The sequence below is a fragment of the Streptomyces sp. NBC_00503 genome (assembly GCF_036346895.1).
Taxonomy (GTDB): Bacteria; Actinomycetota; Actinomycetes; order Streptomycetales; family Streptomycetaceae; genus Streptomyces.
Genome location: NZ_CP107855.1, coordinates 2,935,652 through 2,951,915, shown reverse-complemented (window position 1 = coordinate 2,951,915; position 16,264 = coordinate 2,935,652). Strand labels below are relative to the sequence as shown.

The following is a 16,264-nucleotide window of genomic DNA, read 5'->3' as shown; positions in this document are numbered from 1 at the left end:
GCGGAGCCCGCGCGCGTCTCTTGCGGTACGGGCGCACGGTGTCAAAACCGTGCGCCCGTCCACGCATCCGAACCCGAATCCCCTGGGGGCCCAAGTGAAGCCGAAGCACCGCCTGGCAGCCGTCGCCCTGACGGCAGCCCTCGCCATACCCGCGATCACCTCCTGCGACGCGATCTCGACGGCGATGGACTGCGCGAACACGGCGGTCGCCATCACGGACGGCGCGAACGACCTCCAGCAGGCCGTCTCGCAGGCCGGCAACAGCCCGCAGGACGCCCAGAACGCGCTCAACCAGATCGAGGCGAACCTCAAGAAGGTCGGCGACCAGACGGACAACGCCGACCTGAGCAAGGCCATCACCTCGATGAACACGGCCGTCTCGAACGTCCGCACCTCGCTGCAGAACGGCAACTCCACCCCGGACATCACGCCGGTCGCGGACGCGGCGAAGGAGATCTCGAAGGTCTGCACGCCGGGCTGATCCCCGCTCCGGCCCGGGCGGCGGAGGGCGGGACGGCCGCTATCGGCCCGCCCCGCCCCGCCCCGCCCCGAGATAATGACCCCATGACCTCGACGCCCACGCCCTCTCCCAGCCGCCTGATCCTCGCCACGCGCAACGCGGGCAAGGTCACCGAGCTCCGCGCCATCCTCTCCGCCGCCGGCCTGCCGCACGAGCTGGTCGGGGCGGACGCGTACCCGGAGATCCCGGACGTCAAGGAAACCGGCGTCACCTTCGCCGAGAACGCCCTCCTCAAGGCCCACGCCCTGGCCCGGGCCACCGGCCTGCCGGCGGTCGCCGACGACTCAGGCCTCTGCGTGGACGTCCTGAACGGCGCCCCGGGCATCTTCTCGGCCCGCTGGGCCGGCACCCACGGCGACGACCGGGCCAACCTGGACCTCCTGCTCGCCCAGCTCTCGGACATCGACGACGCCCACCGCGGCGCCCACTTCTTCTGCGCGGCCGCCCTCGCCCTCCCGGACGGCACGGAACGCGTGGTCGAAGGTCGCCTCCTCGGCACCCTGCGCCACACCCCGTCCGGCACGGGCGGCTTCGGCTACGACCCGATCCTCCAGCCCCTGAACGACACCCGCACCTGCGCGGAACTCACCCCGGCGGAAAAGAACGCCATCTCCCACCGGGGCCAAGCCTTCCGAGCCCTGGTCCCGGCGGTCAGAGAACTGCTGGGCTGACACCACTCATGCGAACGGCCTGTGAATCAGTCCTTCGATTCACAGGCCGTTATTGGTGCGGCGGAAGGGATTCGAACCCTCAAGCCGTTTCACGGGCCACAGATCCTAAGTCTGCTGCGTCGCCGTTGCGCCACCGCCGCTAGCCGCTTGCCATGATAGCGGCAGGCGGCTGCGACCGGTCGAACAAGATCAACGACGGGGCTTGTTGCGGCCTCTTCGACACCACGTGGTCGTAATTGCATGGCAGTTGGGGCACAGCAGCCGCAGGTTCTCGCGGCGGTCGTCACTCCAATCGCCATTGATGTGGTCGATCTCCAGCGTCATGGGAAGGCCCAGCCACTCCGGAGCCGTCCCGCAGCCGGCGCACACGTCGGGGACGCCGATCTCGTGCAAGGCGCGGCGCAGTGTCCTGGTCGTGGTCCGCCGTTCTCCCTCGTGTCGAACGAGGACTTCGGCGGCGGGCCGTGCGGTGGTTCCCCTCTTGCCGCGCTGATGTGCCTGCCCCGTGAAATGGGCGGTTGAGAGGGAGGCTTCCTCGATCCATCGCTTGAGCGCGGCATGCTGACTGCCTGACGCGGGCCTGCCCAGGCGGCGCAAGGTCTCTGCTAGAGAGTGTGATCGTGCGACGGCTTCACGCAGGGCATTTTCGTCCGGTTTCCCGCGCCGCACGTACGCCGCACGATTACCGCTGCTCATCGCCGCCCCTTGCCGCGTCCACGGTACGTGTCCGTTGTGGAGTGGCAGTTGGGGCACAGAAGTCGCAGGTTGGCCGCTTGGTTGTTGCGCCACTCCCCGTCGATGTGGTCGACCTCCAGGGGTAGCGGCTCGCCCTGCCAGACCGCCTCTATCCCGCACAGAGCGCAGCGCTCCTCGCGTCCTGTCTCCAGGAGTGCGCGCCTGAGTCTGGTGGGGTCGACCCGAGTGGCGATCGGAGACCGGTCGTCGCGCAGGATTTCCCCGGCGGATCGACGGCGACGGATGTCTCGCGTGCCTGCCGTGCTCGGCGGGGGCGCGAAGTGCGAGGTGTCTATCCCGAACCTCTTGACCTTGCGGCTGATGTGAGTGTGGTGACCGCCGACAACATCGAGGCCGAGTCGGCGCAGCACCTCGCACATCGTCCTCGAGGATGCGACGACTTCGGTCAGGATCTCCCTCGTCCACTTCACCCCCTCGCGCTCGAAGTGCGAGACGTCCACATCCAACTTCCGCATGCGGTCGAGCAGGTACCTTCGTGACGCACTCTTCGGATCCACCCCCAGCTTTGTCAGTGCCTCGGACAGCGTCCGCGAACCCTCCGCCGCCTCCGCGAGGCGTTCCCTCGTGTACGGACTGATCGGCATCGTCCCCTCCATCTCCCGGCCACGCGTGCGGCCCTCGTACGGAGTAACGGACCGATAGTCGGACGGTTATGGGGGATCTCGTCCGATAAAGGGAGCGGCCCGCACCTGGCTGAGGTGCGGGCCGCTTCGTCGGGGACGGGTGGACTCAGATGCCCAGGTCCTTGATGATCTTGGCTACGTGGCCCGTGGCCTTGACGTTGTAGAAGGCGTGCTCGATCTTGCCCTCCTCGTCGACGACGACCGTGGAGCGGATGACTCCGGTGACCGTCTTGCCGTACAGCTTCTTCTCGCCGAACGCCCCGTAGGCCGTCAGGGTCTCCTTCGAGGGGTCGCCGACCAGGGTGACCTTCAGGTGCTCCTGCTCGCGGAACTTCGCCAGCTTCTCCGGCTTGTCCGGGGAGACGCCGATGACGTCGTAGCCGGCCGTGGCCAGAACCGCCAGGTTGTCCGTGAAGTCGCAGGCCTGCTTCGTGCAGCCCGGCGTCAGCGCGGCGGGGTAGAAGTACACGATGACCTTGCGGCCCTTGTGGTCGGCGAGCGAGACCTCGTTGCCGTCCGCGTCGGGCAGGGTGAAGGCGGGGGCGATGTCGCCCGGCTCAAGTCGCTCGCTCATCTAACAGTCTCCTCGGGAGGGGATCGGTACGGTCTCGAGACTAAGCTGCTGACAGACTGTTCATGGTGGGCTACACCCCTCCATACGACCGACCCGGTCACGACCACGACGACGGAGGCAGCGCGGTGCCGGAAGCCAGGACCCCCGCACAGATCGAGGCGGACATCGTCCGCCGCCGCGAGCAGCTCGCCGAGACGCTCGACGAGATCGGTGTGCGCATGCATCCCAAGACGATCATCGGGGACGCGAAGGCCAAGGCCGTCGGACTGGTGGACCACACCGCCGGGCGTGCCGTGGCGACGGTGAACCGCCTCGTCACCGACGCCCGCGACGGGCTGCGCCACGAGGACGGCGCCCCGCGCGTCGAGCGGATCGTCCCGGTCGCGCTGCTCGCGGTCGGTGTGGTGGGGCTGCTCGTGCTGTCGGCTCGCCGCAAGCGCTGATGGCAGGGCTGATGGCGGAGCTCATGACAGGGCTCATGACCCGGCGGGGCGCGGTGCGGGTGCGGGCGGGTAGGTTCGGGGCGTGAGCGAGAACACCACCACCCACGACAAGCTGCCCATCCGCATGCTCCACGACCGCGTGCTCGTGAAGTCCGACTCGCCCGAGGGCGAGCGGCGCTCCGGCGGCGGCATCCTGATCCCCGCGACGGCCGCGGTGGGCAAGCGGCTGGCCTGGGCGGTCGTGGTGGCCACGGGTCAGAACGTACGTTCCGTCGAGCCGGGTGACCGGGTGCTCTACGACCCGGAGGACCGGGCCGAGGTGGAGGTGCGCGGGGCGACGTACGTGCTGATGCGCGAGCGGGACCTGCACGCGGTGGCCGCCGAGCGGCTGGAGGGGTCCGAGGACTCCACAGGGCTGTACCTCTAGCCCCCGAGAGATTTGGGAAACGGCCGGTGACCATCGTCACCGGCCGTTTTCGTGGGGTTTTGCTACGGTGGTGGGGAACCCCCGACGAGACGCGCCGTACCGGGTAGCTGCCAGCGATGGCGGATGACAAGACGACGCACCCCCCGTTCCGCTCTCGTCCCGGAGGTGCCTGTCATGGCCTGGGTTCTGCTTCTCGTCGCCGGTCTGCTCGAAGTCGGCTGGTCGATCGGCATGAAGTTCACCGAAGGATTCACCCGTCTGTGGCCGAGCGTCTTCACGGGCGCCGGCATCGTGGCGAGCATGGTGCTGCTGTCGTACGCGGCCAAGACCCTGCCCATCGGTACGGCGTACGGGGTGTGGGTCGGCATCGGCGCGGCCGGGGCCGCGGTGCTCGGGATGGCGGTGCTGGGGGAGCCCGTGACCGCCGCCCGGATCTTCTTCATCTGCCTGCTGCTGGTCGCCGTGGTGGGGCTCAAGGCGACCTCCGGTCACTGACTTCCGGTCACTGAGCCGAATCGTTCCGGGGTGGCACCCGTCCGTCTGTTGACGGGTGCCACCCGGTGGGCGTCATTCCAGGAGGTCCGCCGGTGGGCGGCGCAAGCCTCCGGTGGTGACGCCCTGGTCGCCGGCCGTGGCGCCGCCGTCCGTCTGGCCGCCCGTGGTCTGGCCCCCGGTGGTCTGGCCGCCCGTCGTTTGGCCGCCGGTGGTTTGGCCTCCGGTGGTTTGGCCCCCGGTGGTCTGACCGCCGTTCGTCTGGCCCCCGTTGGTCTGACCGCCGTTCGTTTGGCCGCCGTTCGTCTGGCCCCCGTTGGTCTGGCCGCCCGTCGACGGGGTCCGGGAAGGCCGGACCGGCGGGCCCGAGGGGCGCTCGCCCGGGGTTTCCTCTTGCGACTGGTTCGGATTCGGGTTCACGGGCGAGGGCGGCGGGGGCTGGTTGGCGCCCTGCATGAGCTCCAGGTCGAAGTCCAGGGGGTCGCTGTCCGACAGGGCCGTCTTCGTGTACTGCGCCCAGATCCGGGCCGGGTAGCCGCCGCCTCCGATGCGGGCCTCGCCCAGGGCCCCGTAGAGGGATTCCAGGGTGCCGGTGTCCGGGTCCTGGCCCATCATCGAGACGACGGTGACCAGGTCCGGGGTGTACGCGGCGAACCAGGCGGAACGGTCCAGTTCGCCGGTCCCCGTCTTGCCCGCGGCGGGGTGGCCGGCGGCGAGGGCGGCCGTGCCGGTGCCGTTGTCCACGACGCTGACCAGCATGGAGGTGGTCGTGTCGGCGGCTTCGCGGCTGACGGCCTGGGTTCGGTCGCGGTGCGGGAGCGGGACGGTGTCCCCCGCCTTGGTGATCTTCTCGACGAAGGTGTGTGGGGTGTGGCGGCCGTGGTCGGCGAGGGTCGCGTAGGCCTGGGTCATGTCCAGGACGCTGGCCTGCATGGTGCCGAGCGCCATGGCCGGACCCGCGTCGAAGTTCGGGGTGTTCTCGGGGATGCCGAGGGCGATGGCGGTCTGCTTGACCTTGTCGGTGCCCACGTCGACGACCATCTGGGCGAAGACGGCGTTGACGGAGAGGTCGGTGGCGGTGTTCACGGTGATGTTGCCGTAGCTGATCTGCCCCTCGTTCTCCGGGGCGTAGGGGATCCGGGTGCCGACGACGCGCCGCTTGTTGTCGCCGTTGTAGATCGTGTACGGGGTGATCGTGCGGCCGTCCTGGGTGCGGGAGTTGTTCTGTACGGCGGAGGCGAAGACGAACGGCTTGAAGGTGGAGGCCACTTGGTAGTCGTGCCGGGTGGCGTTGTTGACGAACTGCTTGGTGTAGTCGATGCCCCCGTACATGGCGACGACCTTGCCGGTGGCCGGGTCGATGGAGACGGCACCGGTGCGCACCAGCCGGTCGGCCTTGCGCTGCTCGGGTTCGAGCTTGCTGACCATCTTGTCGTTGACGGCGTCGACGACGGCGGTCTGGCGGCGCTTGTCGATGGTGGTGGTGATGCGGTAGCCGCCCTCGGCGAGGGTTTTGTCGTCGAGGATCTTGTTCTCGAGGATGTAGTCCTTGATGGCTTCGACGAGGTAGCCGCGCTGTCCGGAGAGGCCTGCGGCCGGGCGGACCTTGCCGGGCTCGGGGAACTGGGTGGTCGCGCGTTCGGCGGCCGTCAGCCAGCCCTTCTTGACCATGCCGTCGAGCACGTAGTTCCAGCGGGCGAGGGCGCGGGGGCGGCCCTGGGGGTGGGCGACGACGTCGAAGGCGCTGGGGGAGTTGAGGAGGGTGGCGAGGTAGGCGCCTTCGGAGGTGGTGAGCTTGTTGACGTCCTTGCCGTAGTAGGCCTGGGAGGCGGCCTGGATGCCGTAGGCGTTGCGGCCGAAGTAACTGGTGTTCAGGTACCCCTCGAGGATGTAGTCCTTGGACTTCTCGCGACCGAGTTTGATCGCGATGAAGAACTCCTTCACCTTGCGCTTGATCGTCTGTTCCTGGCCCAGGTAGTAGTTCTTGACGTACTGCTGGGTGATGGTGGAACCGGACTGGGTGCCCTTGCCGGTCGCCGTGTTCCAGGCGGCGCGGAGCATCGCGGCCGGGTCCACCGCCCGTTCGGCGTAGAAGTCGCGGTCCTCGGCGGCCAGCGCGGCTTCCTGGACGGACCGGGGGATCTGTGAGAGCGGGACGTTGACGCGGTTGACCTCGCCGTCGCGGGCGAGCTGGGAACCGTCGGCGTAGAGGTAGACGTTGGACTGGGCGACGGCCGCCGCGTTGGCGGGCGGGATGTCGACCAGCAGGTAGCCGGCCACGAGGGCGCCGCCGCACAGCAGGGCGAGCAGCAGGAAGCCGCCCAGCACCATGCGCCAGGTCGGGAAGAGGCGGCGCCAGCCGGTGCGCTTGCGCTTGGTCCGCTTGCCCTGCTTCGCCGCGGCCGCTTCCGCCTTGGCCCGGTCCTTCGCCGCCTCTTTGGCTTCCTTGGCGGTCATTTCAGGCCCGGGGGGTGAGGCCGCGTCCGCACCGGTGGCCTGCGGTTCCTCGGGGGTGTCCGGATCGCGCGGGGTCCAACCGGGCGGTGGTGACGGGTCGCTCATCTCCGGGACTCCTCGGCGCCGTACGAAATATCCACATCTGTACCTCATGGTGTCTACCCGATGGCCGTCGATTCCGCTTCGAACGGGCGTAAACCGTTCGCATGGATCGCCCCTCCGCACTAAGCTCGCGCGCTTTGGCCGACGTAGGAACGACGCAGCAACGACGTGGGAAACGGAGGGACACGGTGCGTCAGGGAGTGATGCGCGCAACAGCGCTCTACGGGGCGGTCGCGGCCGGGGGCTTCCGCCGGTACGCCACCTACGGGACGGCCACCGCGGCCGGGGTGTTCACCAACACCGTGTTCGGTTTCATCCTCGCCTGTACGTACGTCGCGCTCTGGGACGAACGGCCCGGACTCGGCGGCTACGACCAGTCCCAGGCCCTGACCTTCATCTGGGTCAGCCAGGGGCTGCTCACCGCCGTCGCGCTGATGGGCGGCGGCTTCCAGGAAGAGATCCAGGAGCGCGTCCGTACGGGTGACATCGCCGTCGACCTGTACCGGCCGGCCGACCTCCAGATGTGGTGGCTCGCGGGAGATCTGGGCCGGGCCGGGTTTCAACTCATGGGCCGCGGCGTAGTACCGCTGACGGCCGGAGCGCTCGTCTTCGACCTGGCGCTGCCCGCCGACCCGCTGCGCTGGCTGCTGTTCCTGGTCTCGGTGTTCCTCGGAGTGCTGGTGAGCTTCGCGCTGCGCTACCTGCTGGGGCTGGCGGCGTTCTGGCTGATGGACGGGGCCGGGATCAACATGATGGCCACGGTCGTCGCGGTCTTCTTCTCGGGGATGCTGCTGCCGCTGAGCGTGTTCCCGGGCGGCTTCGGGGAGTTCGTCCGCGTCCTGCCCTGGTCGGCGATGCTCCAGGTGCCCCTGGACGTCCTGCTCGGCAAGGGCGCGGGGGCCGGAGCCGCGGCCGGGGCGTTCGCCTTCCAGGCGGCGTGGGCGCTGGGCCTGCTGGGACTGGGCCGGCTGCTGCAGTCGGCCGCGACGCGGAAGGTGGTGGTCCAGGGTGGCTGAGGGGACGGCCGGGACGGCGCTGGTACCGGACGGGGCGGGTGACGGGGCGGGTGACGGACCGGGTGGCGGACCGGGTGGCGGACCGGGTCGGGCGCAGGAACCGGCGGCGCTGGAGGCGCGGAAGGGCGAAGGGCCGCTCCTCGTACCGGAGCGGAACCGGGCCCTGGAGGGGCTGCGCGGCTACGGGCTGATCGCGGCGATGTGGATCCGGTCGACGATGACGTACCGCACGTCCTTCTTCCTCTCCACCTTCGGGAACGGGGCGATCACCCTCCTGGACTTCGTCGCGATCTACATCATGTTCTCGCACGTGGACCAGCTGGGCGGCTTCACCCTCCCCGAGATCGCGCTGCTCTACGGCTCCTGCTCGGCCTCCCTGGGCCTGGCCGACCTGCTGCTCGGCAACACCGACCGGATCGGCTCCCGGATCCGCGACGGCTCCCTCGACACCATGCTCGTCCGCCCGGTCCCGGTGCTGGCCCAGGTCGCGGCCGACCGCTTCGCGCTGCGCCGGCTGGGGCGGATCGGGCAGGGGCTCGCGGTGATGGGGTGGGCGGTCTCGGACCTGGGGCCGCAGCTGGACTGGACGGTGGGGAAGGTGCTGCTGGTGCCCGTGATGATCACGGCCGGTGCGGCGATCTTCGGGGCGGTGATGGTGGCCGGTGCGGCGTTCCAGTTCGTCGCCGGGGACGCGGCGGAGGTGCAGAACTCCTTCACGTACGGCGGTTGCACGATGCTCCAGTACCCGCCGACGGTCTTCGCGAAGGACCTGCTGCGCGGGGTGACCTTCATCCTGCCGCTGGCCTTCGTCAACTGGCTGCCGGCCCTGTACATCCTGGGCCGGCCCGACCCGCTGGGGCTGCCCGCCTGGGCGGCGTACGCGAGCCCGCTGGTGGCGTTCGCGGTGTTCGTGCCCGCGTCGCTGGCCTGGCGCGCGGGGGTTCGTTCGTACCGGAGCACGGGGAGCTGAGGGGCTGTGACAGACGGGACCGAGGCGTTGATCGAGCTGGACGGGGTCGAGAAGGTCTTCGACGTACGCCGCCGGACCGGCCTGATGCGCCGGGAGAAACGGCAGGTCAGAGCCGTGGACGGGATCAGCTTCCAGGTGAAGCGCGGAGAGGTGGTCGGCTACATCGGGCCCAACGGGGCCGGCAAGTCGACCACGATCAAGATGCTGACCGGCATCCTCACCCCCAGCGGCGGCCGGCTGCGGGTCGCCGGCATCGATCCGGCGCGGGAGCGGATGCGCCTCGCGCACCGCATCGGGGTGGTGTTCGGGCAGCGCACGACACTGTGGTGGGACCTGCCGCTGAAGGACTCGTACGGGCTGATGCGGCGGATGTACCGGATCCCGGCGGCGCGGTTCGCGGAGAACCTGGAGCGCTGCGTGGACCGGCTCGACCTGGCCGAGCTGCTCGACGTACCGGTACGCCAGCTCTCGCTGGGGCAGCGGATGCGCGGGGACATCGCGGCGGCCCTGCTGCACGACCCGGACGTGCTGTACCTGGACGAGCCGACGATCGGGCTCGACGTGGTGAGCAAGGCGAAGGTACGGGGCTTCCTGCGGCAGTTGAACGAGGAGCTCGGGACCACGGTGCTGCTGACCACGCACGACCTCCAGGACATCGAGCAGCTCTGCGAGCGGGTGATGGTGATCGACCACGGGCGGCTGATGTACGACGGATCCCTGGGCGGGCTGCACACGGCGGGCGGGGCGGGGGAGAGCGAGCGGACGCTGGTGGTGGACCTGGAGCGGGAGCTCCCGCCGATCGAGGTGGCGGGGGCGCGGGTGGTGAAGGTGGAGGGGCCGCGGCAGTGGCTGGCGTTCCCGGCCCGGGCCTCGGCGGCCCCGCTGGTGGCGGCGGTGGCCGCGCAGTACCCGCTGCTGGACCTGTCGGTGCGGGAGCCGGACATCGAGGACGTGATCGCGCGGATGTACGCGGGGCGGGGATGAGGTGGGGGGCGGGGACGAGGTGCGGGGCGGGGATAAATCAGGGACAACCCTGAGCCGGAGGCGGGGTGAAGCCGTACAACTCTCATGGATGACTGCATAGGCTGGTCCTTATGAGTGACGAGCGGCCTGAGAAGTCGTTGTCGGGGAACCCGCCCAGCAATCCGCCTGGGAATCAGTTGCCGGAACTGAGGGCGTCGGACGCCGACCGCGACCGGGTGGTGGAGCGGCTGCGGGACGCCGTCGCCGAGGGCCGGCTCGACATGGAGGAATTCGAGGAGCGGCTCGAGGCGACGTACAAGTCCCGTACGTACGCGGAGCTGGAGCCCCTGACCCGGGACCTGCCCGGGGCAGGCGTCGCGGCCCCGGTGGCGTCCGCGCCGGTCGGCCTGACCAAGAACGTGCCCGCCGGGTCGGACTCCGCCTGGCCGGCCCGGATCGGCGGCGGCGGCCCGGTCGGCGGCCCCGCCCTGGCCGTCGCGGTCATGTCGGGCTTCCAGCGCAAGGGCAACTGGACCGTGCCCGCCCGGTTCCAGGCGGTGGCGTTCTGGGGCGGCGGTGAGATCGACCTGCGCGAGGCGAACTTCGCGGAGCGCGAGGTCGTCATCAACTGCGTGGCCATCATGGGCGGCATCCAGATCACGGTGCCGCCGGGCGTGGAGGTCGACGTACGGGGCATCGGCATCATGGGCGGCTTCGACCGGCGCGACAACCCCGGGCCGTCGGACCCGGGGGCTCCGCGGGTGATCGTCACGGGCCTCGCCTTCTGGGGCGGGGTGGACATCAGGGTCAAGCCGCCGAAGAACGGGTCGAAGAACGGGTCGAAGAACGGGAAGTCGCTCGGGAAGTCGAAGCCGCGCAAGGAGCTGTAGGGGCGTAGCCCGCGTAGTCCGCGTAGAGCTCGTAGATAGGCCGTGGGGCCGCGGCACGGCGCGCCGGGAACTCCCAGGGCGCCTCGGGAGTCGGATGCTATGCAGACAAAACCGACGCCCGGGGGAAGGCAGGAGCACGTGGAGCAGGGCAGCAGTACGAAGAAGACGGCGACGGTGACGGCGCGAGGCGGGTTCGTCTTCAGCGAGGCGGACGAGGAGCGCCGCCGCGGGGTCCGGCAGATGAAGCGGATCGCCACCGGCCTGCTGATCCTGGTGGCGCTGGTCTACGTGGCGGCGAAGTGGGCGCAGCACTCCGGTGCGGGCGGCTGGGCGGGCTACGTCGCGGCCGCGGCCGAGGCGGGCATGGTCGGTGCGCTCGCGGACTGGTTCGCCGTCACCGCGCTGTTCCGGCGCCCGCTGGGGCTGCCGATCCCGCACACCGCGATCATCCCGACCAAGAAGGACCAGCTCGGCGTCTCCCTCGGCGAATTCGTCGGGGAGAACTTCCTCTCCGCCGACGTGGTGCGTACGAGGCTGCACGCCCTCGGCATCGGCGGCCGGCTCGGTGCCTGGCTGGCCGAGCCCGCGCACGCGGACCGGGTCACGGCGGAGCTGGCCACCGCCCTGCGCGGCGCGCTGACGGTCCTGCGGGACTCCGACGTGCAGGCCGTCGTGGGCGAGGCGATCACGCGGCGCGCGGAGACGGCGGAGATCGCGCCGGGGATCGGCAAGACGCTGGAGAGGATCGTCGCGGACGGCGGGCACCACCGGGTCGTGGACCTGCTCTGCTCCCGGGGGCACGACTGGCTGGTCACGCACGCCGAGTCGGTGGAGGCGGCGGTCCAGGGTGGGGCGCCGGGATGGACCCCGAGGTTCGTGGACCGCAAGATCGGCGACCGGGTCTACAAGGAGCTGCTGCGCTTCGTCCAGGAGATGCGGGACATGCCGGAGCACCCGGCGCGGGGGGCGGTGGACCGTTTCCTCAAGGACTTCGCGGCCGACCTCCAGTCGGACACGGAGACCCGGGCCAAGGTCGAGCGCCTGAAGTCGGAGATCCTGGCGCGGGGCGAGGTGCAGGACGTGATCGCCTCCGCGTGGACCGCGGTCCGCTCGATGATCATCTCGGCGGCGGAGGACGAGCGCAGCGAGCTGCGGCTGCGCGTGCGGTCCTCGCTGATGGCGCTGGGGGCCCGGCTGGCCACGGACGGCCGGCTCCAGGACAAGGTGGAGGGCTGGATCGAGGGGGCGGTGGTGTACGTGGTCACCACTTACCGGACCGAGATCACCTCGCTGATCACGGACACGGTGGCGGGCTGGGACGCGGAGCACACCTCGCGCAAGATCGAGGCCCACATCGGCCGCGACCTCCAGTTCATCCGCATCAACGGCACGGTGGTCGGCGCGTTGGCGGGGCTGCTGATCTACAGCGTGTCGCGCGCGTTCGGGGCGTAGGCGGGGCCGACCCGCTCGGGGTCGGCCCCGGCGGAGCGGCGGGTCAGCCGCGCTCGGCGTCGCCCGGCCGCAGGGGAGGGGCGGCCGCGCTCAGCCCCGGTCGGCGACGGCCCAGGACGCCGCGGCCACGACTCCCGCGGCCCCGAAGACGGCCGGCCACGCGCCGACCTTCTTCGCCAGCGGGTGCGCCCCCGCGAACCCGGCGAGGTACAGCGCGCCGAGCCCGGCCGCGGCGGGGATCCCGCCGCTCTTGTGCCACTCCCGCCCGGCGGCGATTCCGGCGGCGCCCAGTACGACACCGCCGAGCGGCCGCTTCTTGGTCCACCGGGCGACGGCGTACCCGCCGACCAGACCGGCGGCCGCCACTACGGAACTCGGTACCCGTGCCATGCCCAACTCCTTCACGTCATCAGCCAGTACGCTCATCGACTCGCATGCTCATCAGGTCACACGTTCACATGCTCATCGGCTCGCAAGCTCGTTCTACGAGGCTAACGCGCGCGCCAACGCGCTGGCGCGAGGCCTTGACCGGCCTAGCGCGAGGCCTTGACCGCCCGCCGGGCGCCCAGCGCCCCCAGCACGAGAACGGCACCGCCGATCACCGCATTCGGAACCGCGTCCCGCACACCGCGCGGCAGTACCGCCACCACGCCCAGGACGAGAAGAAACGCGAGTCCGCACCCGCCGGCGACCCGAAGCAGTCTGTCCACGCGCTGCTCAACGCGGCCGCCCCGCCGCCGACACGGAGGGCGGGGAGGGGATTTGTCGCACACTCGCCGGATCCGTGCGATGTCTGCCCAGGGAACCTGATGGGCATAAATTCAATCTCCCACCCAAAGGGGCAAACCACCTCAGCCCCCGCGGCCCCTTCCGGTGCCCACCACCCCCCTATCAACATCAGGAGCAAGGACATCGTGATCTGCTACGGACAGGCCGTCCTCGACCTCGCGGACGAACTGGTCGACGCCTACGCCGAGACCTTCTCCGCCCCGCCGTGGAACGAAGACGAAGAAACCATTCGCCAGTTCGCTGCCCGCCTCCCGGCCGACGCCAGGCGCCGTGGATTCCGTACGGCCCTCGCCCAGTCCTCCACCGGCATCGACGGGTTCGCGACCGGCTGGATCACCCCGGCGGCCTTTCCGAAGAACCGCGCGTACGCCCAGGTCGCGGCGCAGCTCGGGACGGCCCGGGTGAAGGAGCTCCTCACCGGAGCCCTGGAGATAGACGAACTGGCCGTACGCCCCTACGCCCGCGGCCGCGGCACCGGCCGGGCCCTCCTCACGGAGATCACCACCGACGCCCCGGACCGCCGCGCCTGGCTGCTGACCTCCCGCCTCGCCAGGGAGACGGTGGCCACGTACCGCCGCCTGGGCTGGCACGAGGTCACGGCCCTGCCCGGCACGGAGACGGGCGTGATCGTCTTCCTGTCCCCGGAGCACCCGAACCGGGCGGCGTAGCCGGTCGTCCGCAGGGCGCATCCGGCATTCGCAGGGCGTATCCGGCATTCGCAGAACACGGCCGGCGCGGCGGGGCATCCGAGCCCCCGGGGCGGGGCATACCGCGCCCATGAACCCCACCACACGACCCACCCGCACCCCCCAGGCCACCCACCCCCGCCACCCCCGCCAAGCCACCCGAACCTCCCGCCCTACTGCACCCACGGGCACCCCCACCCACACCATCCCCACCCCCACGACGCCCGTCACCATCACGCACCGGCAGCTCAATCTCGCCACGCGCCACCAACTCACCACCACGGCAGGCATCCCGCCCGGCACGATCACCTCCCGCACCCGGCCCGGCGGGCCCTGGCAGCGCCTGCTGCCCCGGGTCTACCTCCTCCAGACCGGCCCCCCGGACCACCGCCAACGCGTCCTGGCGGCCGTCCTCTACGCCGCCGAGCCCGGCTCCGACCCGCTGTCCGGCGACACCGCCGCCCTCACCGGAGGCGCGGCCCTGGCCCTCCTGGGCATCCGCGAAGCCCCGTACGCCCCGGCCGACGTCCTGATCCGCGCCCCGCGTCGGCTGGGCGGGTCGCCCGCGGTACGCCCGTTCCCCACCACCCGCTGGCCCCGCACCATCACCGTCTCGGGCATCCCCTGCACCCGCCCGGTCCGCGCGGCCGCCGACTTCGCGGCCCGGACGCCCGACCCGGACCTGGTCCGCACGGTCCTCGCGAACGTCGTCCAGTCCGGCTGGTGCCACCCGCAGGACCTGCGCACCGAACTCGGCGCGGCCCGCCTGCTCGCCCGCCCCGCGATCCGCTCGGCGGCGGCGGAACTGGTGGCCGGAGTCCGCTCGGTGGCCGAGGCCCAGGCCCGCGACACCCTCTCGGCCACGGACCTCCCGACCCCCCTGTGGAACGCCCGCCTCCACACCCCGGACGGCACCTTCCTGGCGAGCCCGGACGCGTACTGGCCCGACGAGGGCGTGGCCCTGGAGATCGACTCCGCGGAGTACCACTACACCCGCGACTCCTGGCACGCCACCCTCCTCCGCCGTCTCCGCCTGGAAGCCCACGGCATCCTGGTGGTCAGCGCGACCCCGTCAATGATCCGAGACACCCCGACAGAAGTAGTCGCAGCCCTCCGCACCCTCCTCGCCCTAGCGACCACCCGCCCCACCCCACCCACAGCCCAGGCCCGCGGCCACCAGCAGCTCATGCTGCCCGGATGGGGTCGCTCTCTGCCGGCGGCTGGAAGGGCGAGGGCCCGCTCCGGTCCCTGACCCGACCTTCCTCAGTCCGGCGCGACGGCTGCTTCTGGCACGGCTGTCCGCAGCACGCCACCAGTTCGAAGGTGAATTCGGAATGGTGGCGGGCTCGGGTTGTCGCTGCCGTGAGCGAAAGACGCTGAACCGGCCCTGCTGGTCAGGCTGTCGAGCCGTGACAGTCCCCGTAGGGCCGGCCCGAGGTGCACCAGCAGGGGGTGGCCGGGGTCGGAGGCCAGGGAGTGGCTTTGCCTCGGGCGGCCAGGGTGGTGGCGTACTCGGCCAGGAGGGACGGGGAGGACGGGGAGGTTTTCTCCGAGGCCGCGAAGGCTTCGTAGGAGGGGACGCTTGCCGTGACGATGCCCAGGTTGGTGGTGCCCGAGGCGGCCAGGGCGCGCAGCGAGGCTTCGACCTCGGCCAGGTGGGCGTCGTGTGAGGGGTACTCCGCCGTCAGGGTCGGGTACGAGGTCAGGAGCTCGGCGAGTTCCCGCGCGGGCCAGTGGAGGAGGGCTACCGGGAACGGGCGGGAGAGCGCGGCGCGGCGGTCGCCCAGTTCGGCGCGCAGGCGGGCGATCTCGGCGCGCAGTTCGGCGGGGTCGTCGGAGCCCAGGGCCCAGATGCGCTTGGGGTCGTGGAGTTCGTCCAGCGGGATCGGGCCGATGTGACGGGTGTCCGCGACCATGTCCCAGTCGTCGTGCGGGAGTCCCAGGAGGCGGCGTACGCGGTGGCGGCCGGTGAGGAGCGCGGTCGTGGCGGGGGTGAGGGGGGCGTTGTCCGGGGCCAGGAGGGTCGCAGCTTCTGTGAAGCACTCGTGGGAGGCTTCCAACTCGTCGTGGGCTTCCAGGGCTTCGGCGATGACTTCCCAGGGGGCCGGGTCCGAGGGGGCGGCCGCGCGGATGCCCTGGATGAGGGCGCGGGCCTCGGGCTCGTGGCCGTACTCCCAGAGGTTGGCCGCCTGTAGGGCCTTGATGAGGGACGGGTCGTCGACCGTTTCGCTGGACAGGAGTTGGTCGTAGAGGGCGCTCGCCCGTTCGCGTTCGTCGGCCAGTTCGAGGTGGGCGGCGGCCTGGAGGAGCAGCGGCTCCTGGTCCTCGGGGTAGCGGGTCGCCGTGCGGATGAGGCGCTCGGCTTCGGCGATGTGCTCGGCAGGCGTGTCGGGGCGCATGGTTTGCAGCGTACTGCCGCTGGTCAGTTGAGGG

The 16,264-nt window shown here is 70.9% G+C and carries 19 protein-coding genes, 1 tRNA gene and 1 riboswitch; of the genes, 12 read left to right on the top strand and 8 right to left on the bottom strand.

The features are described from left to right. The first annotated feature begins 94 nt into the window (after positions 1 to 94). Both OG490_RS13785 and rdgB read left to right on the top strand, forming a co-directional pair. Positions 95 to 481 carry a hypothetical protein gene (locus OG490_RS13785; RefSeq protein WP_330296580.1) on the top strand — a complete coding sequence of 129 codons (387 nt, stop codon included), beginning with the start codon at positions 95 to 97 and terminating at the stop codon, positions 479 to 481. Positions 482 to 564: 83 nt separating this feature from the next. Beyond that, positions 565 to 1,191 carry an RdgB/HAM1 family non-canonical purine NTP pyrophosphatase gene (gene rdgB, locus OG490_RS13780; RefSeq protein ID WP_330296579.1) on the top strand — a complete coding sequence of 209 codons (627 nt, stop codon included), beginning with the start codon at positions 565 to 567 and terminating at the stop codon, positions 1,189 to 1,191. 53 nt (positions 1,192 to 1,244) lie between these two features. On the opposite strand, the gene OG490_RS13775 is transcribed toward rdgB, so the two are convergent. The 4 genes from OG490_RS13775 to bcp all read right to left on the bottom strand — a co-directional run bounded on the left by OG490_RS13775 (position 1,245) and on the right by bcp (position 3,144). Then, a tRNA-Leu gene (locus OG490_RS13775) sits at positions 1,245 to 1,331 on the bottom strand. Positions 1,332 to 1,380: 49 nt separating this feature from the next. Beyond that, positions 1,381 to 1,887 (bottom strand): HNH endonuclease signature motif containing protein, encoded by a 507-nt coding sequence (locus OG490_RS13770; protein ID WP_330296578.1) that lies wholly within the window; start codon positions 1,885 to 1,887, stop codon positions 1,381 to 1,383. After that, entirely contained in the window at positions 1,884 to 2,531 is a 648-nt protein-coding gene (locus tag OG490_RS13765) for an HNH endonuclease signature motif containing protein (protein ID WP_330296577.1), read from the bottom strand. Before OG490_RS13765 ends, OG490_RS13770 begins: the two co-directional genes overlap by 4 nt. Before the next feature lie 145 nt (positions 2,532 to 2,676). After that, positions 2,677 to 3,144: a thioredoxin-dependent thiol peroxidase gene (gene bcp, locus OG490_RS13760; protein ID WP_330296576.1), complete on the bottom strand. Its 468-nt coding sequence runs from the start codon at positions 3,142 to 3,144 to the stop codon at positions 2,677 to 2,679. Positions 3,145 to 3,269: 125 nt separating this feature from the next. Here bcp and OG490_RS13755 point away from each other — a divergent pair, with 125 nt between their 5' ends. The 3 genes from OG490_RS13755 (at position 3,270) to OG490_RS13745 (ending at position 4,509) form a co-directional block, all read left to right on the top strand. Then, the gene (locus OG490_RS13755; protein WP_330296575.1) at positions 3,270 to 3,587 is read left to right on the top strand and encodes a DUF3618 domain-containing protein; all 318 of its coding nucleotides are present in this window, start codon (positions 3,270 to 3,272) and stop codon (positions 3,585 to 3,587) included. Positions 3,588 to 3,669: 82 nt separating this feature from the next. After that, positions 3,670 to 4,014 carry a GroES family chaperonin gene (locus tag OG490_RS13750; RefSeq protein WP_330296574.1) on the top strand — a complete coding sequence of 115 codons (345 nt, stop codon included), beginning with the start codon at positions 3,670 to 3,672 and terminating at the stop codon, positions 4,012 to 4,014. Between the two features lie 56 nt (positions 4,015 to 4,070). After that, a riboswitch (guanidine-III (ykkC-III) riboswitch) is annotated at positions 4,071 to 4,155 on the top strand. 33 nt (positions 4,156 to 4,188) lie between these two features. After that, on the top strand, positions 4,189 to 4,509 hold the full coding sequence (locus tag OG490_RS13745) for a DMT family transporter (RefSeq protein ID WP_030158619.1): 321 nt from the start codon (positions 4,189 to 4,191) through the stop codon (positions 4,507 to 4,509). 72 nt (positions 4,510 to 4,581) lie between these two features. On the opposite strand, the gene OG490_RS13740 is transcribed toward OG490_RS13745, so the two are convergent. Continuing rightward, positions 4,582 to 7,068: a transglycosylase domain-containing protein gene (locus OG490_RS13740; protein WP_443065808.1), complete on the bottom strand. Its 2,487-nt coding sequence runs from the start codon at positions 7,066 to 7,068 to the stop codon at positions 4,582 to 4,584. A 200-nt stretch (positions 7,069 to 7,268) separates the two neighbouring features. On the opposite strand from OG490_RS13740, the gene OG490_RS13735 reads away from it, so the two are divergent. The 5 genes from OG490_RS13735 (at position 7,269) to OG490_RS13715 (ending at position 12,356) form a co-directional block, all read left to right on the top strand. Continuing rightward, positions 7,269 to 8,081 (top strand): ABC transporter permease, encoded by an 813-nt coding sequence (locus OG490_RS13735; RefSeq protein ID WP_330296573.1) that lies wholly within the window; start codon positions 7,269 to 7,271, stop codon positions 8,079 to 8,081. A gap of 109 nt (positions 8,082 to 8,190) precedes the next feature. Beyond that, a complete protein-coding gene (locus OG490_RS13730) occupies positions 8,191 to 9,051 on the top strand; it encodes an ABC transporter permease (RefSeq protein WP_330300912.1) in 861 nt (286 codons plus the stop codon). A 6-nt stretch (positions 9,052 to 9,057) separates the two neighbouring features. Beyond that, positions 9,058 to 10,035 (top strand): ABC transporter ATP-binding protein, encoded by a 978-nt coding sequence (locus OG490_RS13725; RefSeq protein ID WP_330296572.1) that lies wholly within the window; start codon positions 9,058 to 9,060, stop codon positions 10,033 to 10,035. Positions 10,036 to 10,211: 176 nt separating this feature from the next. Then, positions 10,212 to 10,904 carry a DUF1707 SHOCT-like domain-containing protein gene (locus OG490_RS13720; protein WP_330296571.1) on the top strand — a complete coding sequence of 231 codons (693 nt, stop codon included), beginning with the start codon at positions 10,212 to 10,214 and terminating at the stop codon, positions 10,902 to 10,904. Between the two features lie 99 nt (positions 10,905 to 11,003). Further along, entirely contained in the window at positions 11,004 to 12,356 is a 1,353-nt protein-coding gene (locus OG490_RS13715) for a DUF445 domain-containing protein (protein WP_330296570.1), read from the top strand. 90 nt (positions 12,357 to 12,446) lie between these two features. On the opposite strand, the gene OG490_RS13710 is transcribed toward OG490_RS13715, so the two are convergent. Continuing rightward, on the bottom strand, positions 12,447 to 12,746 hold the full coding sequence (locus OG490_RS13710; RefSeq protein ID WP_330296569.1) for a hypothetical protein: 300 nt from the start codon (positions 12,744 to 12,746) through the stop codon (positions 12,447 to 12,449). Positions 12,747 to 12,889: 143 nt separating this feature from the next. Then, on the bottom strand, positions 12,890 to 13,066 hold the full coding sequence (locus tag OG490_RS13705; RefSeq protein WP_330296568.1) for a hypothetical protein: 177 nt from the start codon (positions 13,064 to 13,066) through the stop codon (positions 12,890 to 12,892). Positions 13,067 to 13,270: 204 nt separating this feature from the next. Here OG490_RS13705 and OG490_RS13700 point away from each other — a divergent pair, with 204 nt between their 5' ends. After that, positions 13,271 to 13,813: a GNAT family N-acetyltransferase gene (locus OG490_RS13700; protein WP_330296567.1), complete on the top strand. Its 543-nt coding sequence runs from the start codon at positions 13,271 to 13,273 to the stop codon at positions 13,811 to 13,813. 109 nt (positions 13,814 to 13,922) lie between these two features. Further along, positions 13,923 to 15,083, top strand: coding sequence for a hypothetical protein (locus OG490_RS13695; protein ID WP_330296566.1), 1,161 nt, complete (start codon positions 13,923 to 13,925; stop codon positions 15,081 to 15,083). Between the two features lie 142 nt (positions 15,084 to 15,225). Here OG490_RS13695 and OG490_RS13690 read toward each other — a convergent pair whose 3' ends face one another. Next, positions 15,226 to 16,230 (bottom strand): SEC-C domain-containing protein, encoded by a 1,005-nt coding sequence (locus OG490_RS13690; protein ID WP_330296565.1) that lies wholly within the window; start codon positions 16,228 to 16,230, stop codon positions 15,226 to 15,228. Positions 16,231 to 16,264 lie beyond the last annotated feature (34 nt).

Bases quoted from the DNA above. Each gene is read 5' to 3' on its own strand.
- rdgB (WP_330296579.1), top strand. From the start codon at position 565: ATGACCTCGACGCCCACGCCCTCTCCCAGCCGCCTGATCCTCGCCACG.
- OG490_RS13770 (WP_330296578.1), bottom strand. From the start codon at position 1,887: ATGAGCAGCGGTAATCGTGCGGCGTACGTGCGGCGCGGGAAACCGGAC.
- OG490_RS13765 (WP_330296577.1), bottom strand. From the start codon at position 2,531: ATGCCGATCAGTCCGTACACGAGGGAACGCCTCGCGGAGGCGGCGGAG.
- bcp (WP_330296576.1), bottom strand. From the start codon at position 3,144: ATGAGCGAGCGACTTGAGCCGGGCGACATCGCCCCCGCCTTCACCCTG.
- OG490_RS13745 (WP_030158619.1), top strand. From the start codon at position 4,189: ATGGCCTGGGTTCTGCTTCTCGTCGCCGGTCTGCTCGAAGTCGGCTGG.
- OG490_RS13740 (WP_443065808.1), bottom strand. From the start codon at position 7,068: ATGAGCGACCCGTCACCACCGCCCGGTTGGACCCCGCGCGATCCGGAC.
- OG490_RS13735 (WP_330296573.1), top strand. From the start codon at position 7,269: ATGCGCGCAACAGCGCTCTACGGGGCGGTCGCGGCCGGGGGCTTCCGC.
- OG490_RS13715 (WP_330296570.1), top strand. From the start codon at position 11,004: ATGCAGACAAAACCGACGCCCGGGGGAAGGCAGGAGCACGTGGAGCAG.
- OG490_RS13710 (WP_330296569.1), bottom strand. From the start codon at position 12,746: ATGGCACGGGTACCGAGTTCCGTAGTGGCGGCCGCCGGTCTGGTCGGC.
- OG490_RS13695 (WP_330296566.1), top strand. From the start codon at position 13,923: ATGAACCCCACCACACGACCCACCCGCACCCCCCAGGCCACCCACCCC.
- OG490_RS13690 (WP_330296565.1), bottom strand. From the start codon at position 16,230: ATGCGCCCCGACACGCCTGCCGAGCACATCGCCGAAGCCGAGCGCCTC.